This window comes from Thalassobacillus sp. CUG 92003, assembly GCF_013618635.1.
GTDB lineage: Bacteria > Bacillota > Bacilli > Bacillales > Halobacillaceae > CUG-92003.
This window is the reverse complement of the sequence record NZ_JABLSJ010000001.1, coordinates 189,220-201,976: the sequence shown is the minus strand read 5'-3', so window position 1 is coordinate 201,976 and position 12,757 is coordinate 189,220. Positions and strand designations below refer to the sequence as shown.

The following is a 12,757-nucleotide window of genomic DNA, read 5'->3' as shown; positions in this document are numbered from 1 at the left end:
TTCTTCGTAGCCTTTCCTTATTGCCAATTGGGTTTTGTATATTTATATGATAAGGAACCACAGTAAACTGCTCTTGTGGTTCCTTTTCTAGCGTTATTCCCCACAAAGCTCCATTCTTTTCCTGCATTTTTATATAATGCCGGCTGTACTCGGGCTAGCAGTATGGTTGGTGAAAATCCTTATGCTTCTTCGTCATTTTCTCCTTACTGGAATTAATAGTGCTATTCCTTCAACTTACTAAAACGTCACTGTTTAAGTTGGTCATCAAAATAAACCCATTCTTCATCTAATTCAAAGGTTCTGTTTTACTCCAACTGTGGTTTGGATAAATAAATGACAACACAGTCGCTCCAATAATACTTGGCAGTAAAATAAAGGCAAAGAAACGAAGTATGAAAATTCCGCTCACATCAAAATGTCCGTGACTAGCTCCTAAAATCTGTGTTGCAGTCATAATTGCAACATGGAATCCAATTGCAGCCCACACACTTCCCGAGATCGCCCTGAATACACCTAAAATTATTGCAAAACCAGGGATGAATTGCAGCTGTTCCGCAGAATACATGGCTCCTATAAAATAAGCAAATAAAGAGAACAATATAGCTTGTAAAATGATTGTTCCCCAATGAGGAAATAAGACATTTAAGTAACGATATATATACCCTCTAAAAATAAGCTCTTCGGGTAATGCTTCTATCAAAAATACAGTTATGAATAAAATCAAAATACTCAGTAATAAGTAATTTAAATCTGCCTGAACGTCTATTTCAACCCATCCAAGCATTAAACAAATAACTAAACCTATCGTTGCCGGCAGGGTCCAGAGAAAAAATCCGAGAATGAAAGAAACAAAATTTTTTCTTACAGTTGGTCGGCCGAGCTGGCTCCATGTAGTTTTATCGAATTTTAATGCCGCTTGTATAAGTATAAGAGTTAAAACAGTTGTAATGAGAGCCATTATGAAGTGATTAAGCTGGTCATATTCTTGCGCTATAAATGTATCACTAAGGTAAGCTATAAATTTCCAAATGATGACACCTAACATCAGCACTAAAATAATCCTTATCGCTATGGCTTTCAATGTAAAATTATTCTCGCTTTGCACGCTTTCTCTCCTCTTTTTCGAACATGTTATTTAAAACTCTCCTTTAAAATTATTATTCACTTCTAACATGACTTTCTTTTTAGGCTTATATTTGTTTCCTACTCTAATTATGAACGGTGTTCCTATGATTGTTGGTAACAACCAAAATAATAGTGCAGGCAGTTCATTCAACATAGGAATGTTCGGCACATTTACAACAATCGTTGCAGTGACGATCCCGATATAAGAGCCAAGCATCCCTCCTATATGAGTTCCTATCCAATTTTTCCACCTCTTTTTTGCAGCTAAGTAACCTAATAAAGCAAGCGCATAAGAAAAAATTCCAATATAAAAAAGATAAGCACTTTCTTCCCAATGGATAACTGACATAACAACCGCAGTTATAAACACTACAGCATAGAACCCATGATAGATTTCACCAGCCATTGTGTGTTTGCCTCGCTTTTTTCTAGAGGACATAGCGATTACACCGCTAACCAAGCAAATAAAGCCCGTTATGATATGCAAAATTAATAATAGATTAAACAAACAATCCCCCCATCCCATGTTAAACAGCCTACCCCATTATCATGCTGATTTCTTTAAATACGAGCCGCATTTAACTGTTAAGGCAGAGCTTGATAAAATGGCTTCACAAAGCATAATCCCTTCATCTCATTCAAATTATTTATAAACCTGACATGGATTCTGTGAATCAATTTAATGAAAGAACTGAAGTTTATAGAGTCGAACGTAGTTGTTGCATGACATTTAAATCGCTCATTTCGCACCACATTTCTGAGATCAATTCACCTTCAAACTTGACAATCATTATATCGGTTTCTTTGACGCGTTGGTCATTGGAGGGGACATCCTCCCATCCACCTTTGTACGTCATATAACCTTTGTAACGCACAGCTATCCTATTTCCGTCTTCTAAAAAATCGTTGATTGTCCATTCATCATTAATAAAAACGGTTCGGAACCAGTTCATGAAATCATTAATAAATTCGTCATGTCCATTAAAGTCACGACCGGGAACATGGCTGATAAAATCAGGCTTAGTAATGTTTTTTAATGTGGCCACGTCCCCTTTTGTGAATACGTCATTGAACCACTTTTCAACTACCGTTTTTTTATCCACGTGATCATCCTTTTTTGGTTTGTTACATCAATTACATTCAAGCTTTCGTTTTAAAATCAAATTTAATCTTATACTCCTCATCCAACGTCAAAGCCGTACTAAACGGTTTCTTGCCTTTAAATCCTTTCAAAACCCGCGTCCGCTTCTTCTCGCACAACGTTTTAATCATATTCTGCGTTAACGCCTTCCCTGCCAATCGTTTCGGAAAGGTCACGCTGCATCCTTTTTTGTATTCCGAACACGCGTAAAATTTATAGCGATCGATAATCGAGCCTGATGCACAGGCAGGACATTTTGCGATGGGTGTGTTCCACTTCGGTTTCTCTTCCGTGCTGAATGGACTCGGGGGTCTCTTGAAGCAGCTTTTCAATAAACTGGTTGGTCTGTTTGAGAAAAACCTGTTTAGAGCCTTCGCCATTGCCGATTTTCTTTAAATACGATTCCCATTTGGCTGTTAAGGACGGGCTTGATAACAGTGTGCCTTCAATGGCTTCGCACAGCATAATCCCTTTGTCTGTGACATAGACGTTATTCTTTTTCACTTCAATGTATTTCTGTGCCTTGATCGTTTCAATAATGCTGGAGCGGGTGGCTTCTGTTCCGAGGCCTTCGACTTCTTTTAAAATTTCCACGTCTTCTTCAGCGTCCATGAGCTTCCCGCACGTTTTCATCATGTTGATGAGCTGCCCTTCGGTGTAAGGCTTGGGCGGCTGCGTCATGCTCTCTTTAATATGCAGACGCGCGCCTACCTCTTCCCCCTTTTCAACATGGGGAAGAAAAGCGTCCTTCTCCTGGTTGGATGGGGCCTGTTGCGGAAACAGCTCCTTCCAGCCTTTTTTCACTTCTTTTCTGCCCGTGGATTTAAACGGGACGTCATGAACGTGGGTGAACATCACGGTCTCTTCATAGACGTAGCCGCCGTGGAACATGGCCAGCGTTGTCGCGACGACTTCATTGTAAATGTTGTATTCCTCACGGCTTAGGCCATTCAGCTTCTTCTCTGTCGGAACAGTTTTGGTCGGAATAATCGCATAGTGTTCCTGAACTTTACTTGCGTTGACGAACCGTTTATTTGGTTTTAATGACACCGGGGTGAACGAGACATTCAACACGTCCTGATAAGCCTTTACATTGTTCACGATATAAGTAAATTCACTTTCCGTTATAAAGTTGCAGTCAGTTCTGGGATAAGAGACGAGCCGCTTCTCGTAAAGCTTCTGCATCGTTTTCAGGACATGCGACGGCGTATATTTCCACCGCCGGTTCGCGACACTTTGCAAGGTGGAGAGGGAATGCAGTTTCGGTGACTTTTGGTATTTTGTCTTTTGGTCGACCTTTTGGACAATGCCGGTCATGTCTTCCTGTTCTTTCAGTCCATGCTTGTCCATCAGCTCCTGCACCTTCGCCTTATCCTTTTCCTTAATCTCAGCAAGGCCTTTATAAGCACCTGCTTCCGCTTGAAAAAGCCCTTCAATCTGATAGAAAGGCTCGGAGACGAAGTTTTCTATTTCTTTGTGCCGCTGATAAATCAAATAGACGGTTGGCGACTGCACGCGCCCAATTGATAGATAGCTAGAGAACCCTTTCTTCTGTAAAAGCAAGGTGAACAGTCGGCTGGCATTGATCCCAACCATCCAATCACTAATTTGCCGGGCTTTCGCCTCATCAAATAAACGCAAGTCCTTTTCGTTACTCTGCAAATGGTTAAACCCTTTGCGCACTTCATCCTTCTCAAGCGAATTAATCCACAGGCGCTGAATCGGCTTTCCTTTCACGCCGGTTAACCGGAGAATGCTATAAAAAATATTAGAGCCTTCCCGGTCCACGTCGGCGGCATTCACGATCACGTCCGCCTGCTGGAACAGCTTTTTGACCGCTTGAAACTGCTCCCATTTTCCTTTCGATACTTTTTCTAAGAATCGCTCAGGAACGATTGGCAGCTGATCCAACTTCCATCGCTTCCACTCCGGCTTATAATCATGCGGTTCTTTTAATTCGACGAGGTGGCCGACTCCCCATGTGATCGTTGCCCCATGCGGAAATGTCTCGTCGGGCTTTAATTGTATGTATGTTTTCGTTTTATTCTGGATTGTAAATGCCTCTGCATAAGCTTTTGCCTGAGAGGGTTTTTCGGCTAAGATGACTACGCGTGTCACGGTCTCTTCACTCCCTTCAATGAACTTTAAGATTACTATGGGAAGAAAAGGAAAGCAAGGGATATGTTACACTTGGATTACATTCGATCAACGTATAAAAATACTGAGAGGAGTGGCTGAGTATGTCAATGGAGCAAGGCGTATTTTCACTGTTAGTATGGGGGTTTTCAGCCTTTATGCTATGTGCCTTCATCACTGTGATTACGTTAAGGGTGAGGTATAAGCATAATAAAAGTGCTTACAACTTATTGATTGCGCATTTTGTTGTTTTTTCACTGGCAGGCATTGCGCTTTTAAATGCGATGACCGTTAATCCAACGACTTCAATGGCTTCAGAGGATGCTTCCATGCTGTTAAGTTCAGCAGGACTTTTGTGGGCTATTAGTATGGTTTGTTTATTGGCTGGCATGGTGAAATTTAATTCTGCAGAAAGATAATACTTAGCGTCAGCTCCCTATTGTACTAGTGAAAAGGCTAGTTTATTCTCCTTCAGCATTTTCAATCTGTGCTCTCAGCTTTAATATTTCCCGTTTAAATATCTGGTGCTCTTCATCATTTAAACCAAGCCCGCCATACCTCACCTTTTCATACAAATCGATCCGGTCGTGTTTTACCCCGATTCGGTGCAGCCATTCTCGAATGGATTCCCATGGATGTCTCCCCACACCTTTGCGAAAAGCCATCGTTTCTAACTGATATATTTGATATCGGACGTATTCGTCATTGCTATATTTTTTGTTAAAGAACCGCTTCGTCTGTTTGGGGGGTGGTGTTATGGCTTGAGCAGCGTCAACTTTGGCTGCTGCTTGTTCGACATGCCGCCCCGCTTGAATTTTTTTATTATGTAATATAACGGCTAGAACAGCCAGAGCCAAGACGATGCCTCCGATCCAGAACAATTCTGTGCTTATTCCAGCATTTTGGGTTGTGTCTGTGGCATTCTGTTCGGCGCTTTGATTCATCGGTTGAAAATGAACCGGAGGCATTTCAAGATCAACGTCTCGTTCTGCGTTCAGACTGATATCGTCTTCTGTTAGTCCAAAGGCAAATAAGATCGAACTCATCAACTGAATGACGATACGCCAAGCTCCTACCCACACAAACGAGATGACCTGATGGATATAAGGAAACAGGATCCATAGCAGCACGCTCACACTCAAGGTCCCGATTAAAAATTGGGTCCATACTTTTAAATCGATGACATAGAATCGTCGCGATTGTGCTATGAGCTGTTCTCCCCAATAGCTGGTTACATAGAATAAGATGCTGAGTATACCCATGGCGACTAGCGCTGCTTCATAGAAAAAATCAGGTCAAATAAAACGAGGGCCATCATGCTATTTAAAAAAGACAGTTCATGTTGATTGGGCTCCAAATCTTCCCCTTTAATCAATCGCCAATATGCAAATAATGAAAAGACGACAGCATAGGCCGTTGAAAATTCCAGCAGAACCATTGCTACAATGACAAGCGGGATATAAATCATCATAAGGATGTGGCTTTGAAAAACCAATCGTGCCGCTAGAAACAGAAGGAATGATACAGGCAGAAGGATCACATATTCTCAAAATAGCAGGGATTGCGTCAGAACCAGGAATGGTACGCTGGCAAAGTAAAAGAGAAATCCTTCATTGAAAAACTGAAACAGCCGTAACCGTTTATGCATCCGATCGCCCCCTCTCCTTAAAGGAAAGGCACAATGTACCCCATGTCCTCTCCCTCTTTCACGTGATACACACGTTGACGTTTGGAGATGTGTCTAAGATAGACGGCTGTCTGTTCATTGACTTCACCCATTACGATCATCGTATGATCACGCCTGCTTTGGCCGACATCATAAACAACCTTCGAAAAATCGAGAGGCAGACTTTTGCCATCCGTATAGGCGAATAACTCTAAGGCAGATTTCAGATCGACTTTCGCTTTGCCTGTACTTGCATGCCTCACATAAGGACCGCCGGCTTGTTGGATATTGATATGTACGTCAAACGGATAGCCTTGTTTGGCGGCATAATAGGATATATAGGTGGCTTGCGAGAAAATTCTTTCCAGCTTGTTTGAGACGTAGACATTACCTAGACGGCTCGTTTCACTTACATTAATCATAAACATAAGCTTGTTATTTTGCTGTTGTTCGTAGACTTTTGTTTGCAACGAATGGGTGCGCAACGACGCTTTCCAATGAATGTGGCGAACATCATCGGTCGGAAGATAGTCTCTGACGCCCTGAAGATTATAGACGTCTTTATGATAGGAATGCGGCGATCTTTCTTCCCCCGCTTCTCGTGTGAAGAATTTTTGTAACCCGCCTACTTCTAAAGGTTCCGGATAAATAATCACCTTCGTATGGTAGGTCCCTCTGTATTTTAAGAGCCTGTCCTGCATACCAAACACAGGGAAGGCATACCTCATTTCTCTGAAACGGGCCACTCCCCTCTCCTTCGCTACAAATGGAATAGTAATCGTCTGCTGACTGCGAGCGGGGAGCGGAACAGGTATGTGATAAAGATAGTGATCTTGACTTGTTTCAGTCTTTCCGTAGTGTTTTCCTTCTAATCGTTCGTGCATGGTAAACGAAAACCTTCCATTGACTAAAGGCAGAGAAGAAGGGTTCCTTAAGGTAAGTTGCAAATCGCTCTCCCCTCCTGTGAACAATCGAACAGTCCGAACAGGATTATCTAAATCAAACGTCGCCCCCATTTTATGGTCATAAAATCTCTTACTCACGAGAAAAACTAGCAATACAACCCCTAAGACAAAGAGGAGAGGACGATTCGTAATCAAACTCGCTGCGAAAATAAGGATGGTCAGCACCACAAGCAGTTCACCTTGACGCTCGAGCCAGATATTCCGTCTTGCCTCCCAATTCACTGGCCGTAACTCCCTAATTCCACAGGTACTTCCACATCTTGAATAATTTCAGCCGTTACGTCTTCATTCGTTTTGCGAATAGAACCTTCCATTGATAGAATCAAGCGATGCTCAAAAACATAATGAGCGAGTTCCTTAATGTCTTGAGGCGTTACATAAGAGCGCTCCTTCAATACGGCCGAAGCTTGCGCCGCCCTCATTAAGGCAAGAGCCGCTCTCGTGCTCACGCCTACTTCAACTTCCGGATGCTCTCGTGACGTGTGAGCTAAATCAATCAAGTAGTCTTTTAAAGGCTCTGCAACCGTGACATCCTTGACCTCCTCCTGCAAGGTTACGATTTCATATGAAGTAAGGAGGCTCGGCAAATCAAGCAGCGGATCGTGTGACTGGTAGGACGAGAGAATTTCTTTTTCATGACGTTTACCAGGATAGTCGAGTTTAATTTTAAAAAGGAATCGATCCAGTTGAGCCTCAGGCAAAGGGAAAGTTCCCTGATTATGTTCCACCGGATTTTGCGTGGCCATCACGATAAACGGGGCTGGAAGCGTTATCGTCTCACCATTAATCGTAATCTGGCGCTCTTCCATCACCTCAAGCAGACTCGATTGCGTCTTAGGCGTCGCACGATTTATTTCATCTGCCAGTAGAAAATTAGTCACCGCCGGCCCCATGCGCAATTCAAATTCCTGCCGTTTCGGATTGAAAAATTGAATGCCCGTAACATCACCAGGCAGTACATCAGGCGTAAACTGCACTCGGCTGAACTTGCCCGAGATCACATGAGCAAAGCTTTTGGCCAGTTTGGTTTTGCCTGAGCCTGGTACACTTTCAAACAAAACGTGGCCATTTGCTAAGAGAGCAATGAACAAGAGATGAATGACTTCGTCCTGGCCGATAATGACTTTTTTCAAGGCTTCTTGTGCGCGTTGAATGTTATGTAACATTGCTTGCATTAATATGCCACCTCTCACCTTGGCTTTCAGTTTAAACTTTTTTGAATCAAGCTTTAACCCTTCAAAATTACAGAGCAGAACGCGAATTTATACAAATTATGTAACTTTATATCCATATTTTACTATAAATGAAATATATTTTGTTGAAAAAACACTATTTTCTGATTTTTTAAAAATAAATAAGAGAATCTATTTTGCAGTTAAACCTCGAATGGAGTCACTGGGCAACTGCGCGACTCTATTGGGTAAAGGGGATCGTTTCTCACCTCTATCGAATGGGTTGGTGGGGAAGATGCGAGACTCCCGTGGGAGAAGGAGCCAGGCGAGATCCCACAGGGCTTTAGCCCGAGGAAGCTCGCCAGTCCCCCCACAGGAAAGCGAGTAGCTTCCCAACCAACCCAGACTCATCATACGGTAACGAACCCGAGTTATCTCGAAATCGAGTAGAATAAATACTTTACACAATAAAAAAGTGAAAACCCGAACAATAACCCAAATAAATAAAATAATGTTCACTTTTCACCTTGTCCCTCCCTCCACTTTTTGCTATAGTAGCAAGTATCCAATTACATATCGTACTCGTATATTCTCAATAATAAGGTTTGAGCGTCTCTACCTGGTTCCCAAAGAAAGAACTAGACTACGGGTTAAAGCTATACAGCTGGGCAAAGGTGCAGCTATTTTTAATGCTTTGACTTTTTGTAGTCTAAAAGGTAGACCATCTACTTTTTAGGCTTTTTTATTTCTCAAGAAACGCGGTACAGATACGTGATTGAAAACTACATCAAGGGAGCGCTACACATGAAACACATCTCCAGCATCGCATTCTTACTAATGATCACGTTATTCTTATCTTTCCTTACTGGATGTCAAAGTTCCTCAGAAAACGGAAAAGCCGCTGAAGACAATCAGCAGCAACCCATCATCATCCAAGGACCGATGCCCATTGAAGCTGAAAACTTCGCCTCTAAGCTTGAGGATGTCGAAGAAGAGAAGTCGGGCAACTTTGTATTTTATAAGGGTGACGTTAATGATTACCCGGTGATTGTGATGAAAACAGGAAAAGGGATGGAAAACACAGCAGCTGCTACGGCCCTCGCAATTGAAAAATTTGATCCTGAAGCCATCATCAACCAGGGGACCTCCGGCGGTCACGATCCGAACTTACATGTGTTTGATATTGTCCTGGGAAAAAGAACAGTCAACATCGGTTCCTTAAAAACCGGCGATAGAGATGACGGCGAAGGCATTGCCCCAACTGAATGGAAGCCCATGGACTTGATGGCATCGGAAGGAAGTGCCGGAGAGGACCCGGACGCGGAAAATATCCGCTACTTTAAAGGCGACCAGGATCTACTCGCTGCAGCTAACGCAGTCAAAGATACGCATGAAGAAGGAAAAGTCGTGGAAGGTACGATCGGCTCTGCCGATGTATGGAATAATGAAGTTGATCGCATCCAGTGGTTTCATGAGAACTACGGCACGTCCGTTGAAGAAATGGAAGGAGCTGCCGGCGCTCAAATTGCCAAAGCTTATGAGGTCCCTTATCTCGGCATTCGCACGCTTTCCAATAACAAAGTGAATGGTGGCGAGTATAATCCGGATACAGCAGCAGCGAATCAGGACTACGTCTATGAAGTCGTGAAACAGTATATTTCGACTCAAACACAATAAAGCGAACAAAGCGCAGCTCGTCAATGAGCTGCGCTTTTAATAAGGGGGTAGGTTAATCGAACTCTCTCCCTTCCCCATCAACCTTTACTATTCTACCTATTATTGCGCGATGCTAATAACTAAAGAAAATACTCACAAATAACATAACTGACGTTCTAGAAATTAAGCTATTTTTGACTTCGTTATAAAATTCCATCAAGTATTTCCAACAGTTAAAGAACGCTCATCGAAACTTCATTTTAGCTTCCATATTGTAAGGGTTTTAACCCTATTTATTTTCTATGATTTTCAAGTAACATACAACAGTTCGATTCAACCTTTATTCTCTCTACATTAGCAAAGCGTAAACTACTATCCACTTGAGAATACATCCATAAAATTATTAATTCTTTAGTATCAGATGCATTTACAAATCTGTGTGGAATTGAAGGTGGAATAAATGATGTGTCATATTCTCGAACAATCGTCCGTTCACCCTCAACATCACAATAAGCTTCTCCTTCTATAATAGTTACCGATTCTTCTACATTATGGACATGGCACGGGAGGCTTGCTCCTGGTTCAAAAGATGCTAAACCTACAACAAGAGTTTTTGTACCCATTTCCCTCAAAACCATATTGTAAAAAAATACTCCTTCATCCATCTGAAATGGTTCGGCTTCTTTATATTTGCTAATAAATGGCTCATACATCTTTCCTCACCCCCCCATATTTTCTAGAATTTATTTTTTAATAGTATTCACCCTTAGTAAGGTCATTCAAATGGTTGATTGCCTTTGTTAAAAATTCTTTGCTGCCGAAACTTCCTGACTTTAACACAATTAGCATTTCGTTCCCTATAGCCAACCCTGAAGGTAATCCGGTTTCAATTTCTTTCAAAACATAGTTTCCTTCTATTCCAAGTTTTCGACATATTGTTCCAGAAGTGTCTCCTCCAGCAATAACTAGCTTCCTTAATCCTGTCTGCTCTATGATTTGATAAGATGCCTCTGCTAACTTAGCAGAAACCAACTTGCTTATTGTTAAAGGATCAAGTCTATATTTCTCGACTCCTATATCCTTTGTTTGAGCTACTATGTCATCACTGCTGTCTGCCATTACGAGTAAATCATTTCCATTAAGTATGATGCTTTTCGCTTCTACCACTATTCTATCAATTTCCTTTTGAGCTTCTGTTTCGTTAAATACTTTTCTAGAATCAAAAATAATATTTGGCAGTTTATTCTCTATCAAAAATTTAGTTTGTTCTTTTGTTTGTGGCGTTAAACTTCCTGACACTACCAAAGTACCATTGCTGTCCTCAAAGTCTATTTTTCCTAAGATATTTTTCTCTTTTTTCTCCGGCCAAAATTTAGGTAGTTCTTCTGCAATTGCTGAACTCCCACAAATAACAGGAAAATCACTGATAGCCTCTGCTACGATGGACAAGTCCTCCTGATTTTCAGAGTCAATAATACAATAATTAAATCCATTTTTGGATTCGTTTATTGCTTTTTTTAAGGGTTCAACACCTTGCCGGACAACATCAATATTAATCAAAGATACCTTCCGCTCAGTTTGTTCCTGTAAAATATCTACCAAGTTTGATTTTTGCATGGGGTTTACAGGATCGCTAGAAAAACTGGAATTCTCCAGTAAATTTTTATATACATAATGGATTCCATCAATTGTTCGCCTCCCGTTTTTTGGAAACGCAAGGCTTATCACTGCAAATTCTTCCTCAAGAGCATCTAACATTGCATCAAATTCCTGACCTATATTTCCACGGAAAACGGAACAAGTTTTATTAAAATAGAGAGAACACCCCATTTCTTTAAGGTTCTTAGTAGCATTAAACACTTTCTCATAACTGAGTTCAGCGCGATCTAATCTACTATCAGTATCAATAATTAATACTTCTGAATCCATTGTCAGCAATGATTCTTCTTTGTAAGGCAATATTTTAACCGAGTATTCATTATTGCTAAACATAACGCCTATATCATTAGCTCCAGTTGTATCATCAGCAACTACACCTATCACTTACTTGCCCCCCTCAAAATAATAACTATTATTTTGATCGAAATTAATGTGCTAAATCAAATCTAAACCAGTTATTTCCTTTTGATCACTTTTCTCGGTTTATATAATGAATTTTCAAGAAAATCGTCTACTACATTATCAGAAATCTTTGTTAATTGAATCCCAGCCTTTTTCGATTCAACTATCATTTTGCAAGCCATTTCCAATGTTTCTAACCTCATCAATGCTTCAGTGATAGATTCATCAAATACCATCACTCCATGATTTTTCATCATTATCACATTGGCATTTAATGATTGTTCTGCTACAGCTTCACCAAGCTCTTGAGAACCCGGATGATAGTAATCAATATAAGCAACATCTTCTAAGTAATACATGGTCTCAACAAATAATTCAGACATAATGTTCAATTCATTACTGCAAGAAAAAAGGGTAGCATAAAAAGGGCTGGAGTGTAACACCGCTTTTACATCCTTACAATTTTTATATATACCGGAATGCATGGGGGTTTCCTTAGATGCTTTTCGATCTCCAAGTTTCTCGCCTGTATATACGTTAAATCGTACAAAATCATCTATTACCAAATTACTCAATTTCGTACCAGAAGCAGTAATAAGCATAAATTCATCGTTCTCTTTCACACTTATGTTTCCTGATGTACCCCAAGCTAATTGATTATCCGCTAAATATTTCCCGGTATTTACCAATTTTTTCCTTTTTAAATTTTCCATTGGTCGCCCCCCCTTTACACTCTGTTAGTTCATTAGTAAAATATTTCTTAGAAGTCTTAATCGGCTAAGTTCAGGTAAAAATATCTGAACCTGATAAGGCTAACGATAACTGCAAGCACTAT

Annotated in this window: 14 protein-coding genes and 1 riboswitch; of the genes, 2 read left to right on the top strand and 12 right to left on the bottom strand. The window is 40.9% G+C overall.

Going from position 1 to position 12,757, the window contains the following annotated elements:
- Nucleotides 1-286: 286 nt before the first annotated feature.
- The 5 genes from HOP45_RS20935 to topB all read right to left on the bottom strand — a co-directional run bounded on the left by HOP45_RS20935 (nucleotide 287) and on the right by topB (nucleotide 4,384).
- Nucleotides 287-1,105 (bottom strand): CPBP family intramembrane glutamic endopeptidase, encoded by an 819-nt coding sequence (locus HOP45_RS20935; RefSeq protein ID WP_181346945.1) that lies wholly within the window; start codon nucleotides 1,103-1,105, stop codon nucleotides 287-289.
- A 30-nt stretch (nucleotides 1,106-1,135) separates the two neighbouring features.
- Nucleotides 1,136-1,633: a DUF2306 domain-containing protein gene (locus HOP45_RS00935; RefSeq protein WP_255437430.1), complete on the bottom strand. Its 498-nt coding sequence runs from the start codon at nucleotides 1,631-1,633 to the stop codon at nucleotides 1,136-1,138.
- A 190-nt stretch (nucleotides 1,634-1,823) separates the two neighbouring features.
- Nucleotides 1,824-2,228, bottom strand: a complete 405-nt coding sequence (locus HOP45_RS00930; RefSeq protein WP_181346943.1) for an ester cyclase — start codon at nucleotides 2,226-2,228, stop codon at nucleotides 1,824-1,826.
- Between the two features lie 37 nt (nucleotides 2,229-2,265).
- A complete protein-coding gene (locus tag HOP45_RS20580) occupies nucleotides 2,266-2,442 on the bottom strand; it encodes a topoisomerase C-terminal repeat-containing protein (protein ID WP_370457922.1) in 177 nt (58 codons plus the stop codon).
- A gap of 37 nt (nucleotides 2,443-2,479) precedes the next feature.
- The gene (gene topB / locus HOP45_RS00925; RefSeq protein ID WP_370457921.1) at nucleotides 2,480-4,384 is read right to left on the bottom strand and encodes a DNA topoisomerase III; all 1,905 of its coding nucleotides are present in this window, start codon (nucleotides 4,382-4,384) and stop codon (nucleotides 2,480-2,482) included.
- 122 nt (nucleotides 4,385-4,506) lie between these two features.
- Here topB and HOP45_RS00920 point away from each other — a divergent pair, with 122 nt between their 5' ends.
- Complete coding sequence (locus HOP45_RS00920; RefSeq protein ID WP_181346942.1) at nucleotides 4,507-4,821, top strand: hypothetical protein; 315 nt, start codon at nucleotides 4,507-4,509, stop codon at nucleotides 4,819-4,821.
- Nucleotides 4,822-4,863: 42 nt separating this feature from the next.
- On the opposite strand, the gene HOP45_RS00915 is transcribed toward HOP45_RS00920, so the two are convergent.
- The 4 genes from HOP45_RS00915 to HOP45_RS00900 form a co-directional block, all read right to left on the bottom strand.
- Entirely contained in the window at nucleotides 4,864-5,664 is an 801-nt protein-coding gene (locus tag HOP45_RS00915; protein ID WP_181346941.1) for a DUF4129 domain-containing protein, read from the bottom strand.
- A gap of 5 nt (nucleotides 5,665-5,669) precedes the next feature.
- Entirely contained in the window at nucleotides 5,670-5,873 is a 204-nt protein-coding gene (locus HOP45_RS00910; RefSeq protein ID WP_181346939.1) for a hypothetical protein, read from the bottom strand.
- 194 nt (nucleotides 5,874-6,067) lie between these two features.
- The gene (locus HOP45_RS20930) at nucleotides 6,068-7,255 is read right to left on the bottom strand and encodes a DUF58 domain-containing protein (RefSeq protein WP_181346938.1); all 1,188 of its coding nucleotides are present in this window, start codon (nucleotides 7,253-7,255) and stop codon (nucleotides 6,068-6,070) included.
- Entirely contained in the window at nucleotides 7,252-8,208 is a 957-nt protein-coding gene (locus HOP45_RS00900; protein WP_181346937.1) for an AAA family ATPase, read from the bottom strand. Before HOP45_RS00900 ends, HOP45_RS20930 begins: the two co-directional genes overlap by 4 nt.
- 559 nt (nucleotides 8,209-8,767) lie before the next feature.
- Nucleotides 8,768-8,871: riboswitch (purine riboswitch) on the top strand.
- 138 nt (nucleotides 8,872-9,009) lie between these two features.
- Between HOP45_RS00900 and HOP45_RS00895 the strand changes: the two genes are divergently transcribed.
- Nucleotides 9,010-9,882: a 5'-methylthioadenosine/S-adenosylhomocysteine nucleosidase gene (locus tag HOP45_RS00895; protein ID WP_181346936.1), complete on the top strand. Its 873-nt coding sequence runs from the start codon at nucleotides 9,010-9,012 to the stop codon at nucleotides 9,880-9,882.
- Nucleotides 9,883-10,154: 272 nt separating this feature from the next.
- On the opposite strand, the gene HOP45_RS00890 is transcribed toward HOP45_RS00895, so the two are convergent.
- The 3 genes from HOP45_RS00890 to HOP45_RS00880 all read right to left on the bottom strand — a co-directional run bounded on the left by HOP45_RS00890 (nucleotide 10,155) and on the right by HOP45_RS00880 (nucleotide 12,635).
- The gene (locus HOP45_RS00890) at nucleotides 10,155-10,574 is read right to left on the bottom strand and encodes a cupin domain-containing protein (RefSeq protein ID WP_181346935.1); all 420 of its coding nucleotides are present in this window, start codon (nucleotides 10,572-10,574) and stop codon (nucleotides 10,155-10,157) included.
- A 37-nt stretch (nucleotides 10,575-10,611) separates the two neighbouring features.
- Nucleotides 10,612-11,904: a four-carbon acid sugar kinase family protein gene (locus HOP45_RS20925; protein WP_181346934.1), complete on the bottom strand. Its 1,293-nt coding sequence runs from the start codon at nucleotides 11,902-11,904 to the stop codon at nucleotides 10,612-10,614.
- Between the two features lie 71 nt (nucleotides 11,905-11,975).
- Nucleotides 11,976-12,635: a class II aldolase/adducin family protein gene (locus HOP45_RS00880; protein WP_181346933.1), complete on the bottom strand. Its 660-nt coding sequence runs from the start codon at nucleotides 12,633-12,635 to the stop codon at nucleotides 11,976-11,978.
- Between the last annotated feature and the right edge of the window lie 122 nt (nucleotides 12,636-12,757).

Coding starts and splice junctions, on each gene's coding strand:
- HOP45_RS00910 (WP_181346939.1), bottom strand. CDS start 5,873: ATGATGATTTATATCCCGCTTGTCATTGTAGCAATGGTTCTGCTGGAA.
- HOP45_RS00880 (WP_181346933.1), bottom strand. CDS start 12,635: ATGGAAAATTTAAAAAGGAAAAAATTGGTAAATACCGGGAAATATTTA.
- HOP45_RS00900 (WP_181346937.1), bottom strand. CDS start 8,208: ATGCAAGCAATGTTACATAACATTCAACGCGCACAAGAAGCCTTGAAA.
- HOP45_RS00895 (WP_181346936.1), top strand. CDS start 9,010: ATGAAACACATCTCCAGCATCGCATTCTTACTAATGATCACGTTATTC.
- HOP45_RS00920 (WP_181346942.1), top strand. CDS start 4,507: ATGTCAATGGAGCAAGGCGTATTTTCACTGTTAGTATGGGGGTTTTCA.
- HOP45_RS00915 (WP_181346941.1), bottom strand. CDS start 5,664: ATGGGTATACTCAGCATCTTATTCTATGTAACCAGCTATTGGGGAGAA.
- HOP45_RS00890 (WP_181346935.1), bottom strand. CDS start 10,574: ATGTATGAGCCATTTATTAGCAAATATAAAGAAGCCGAACCATTTCAG.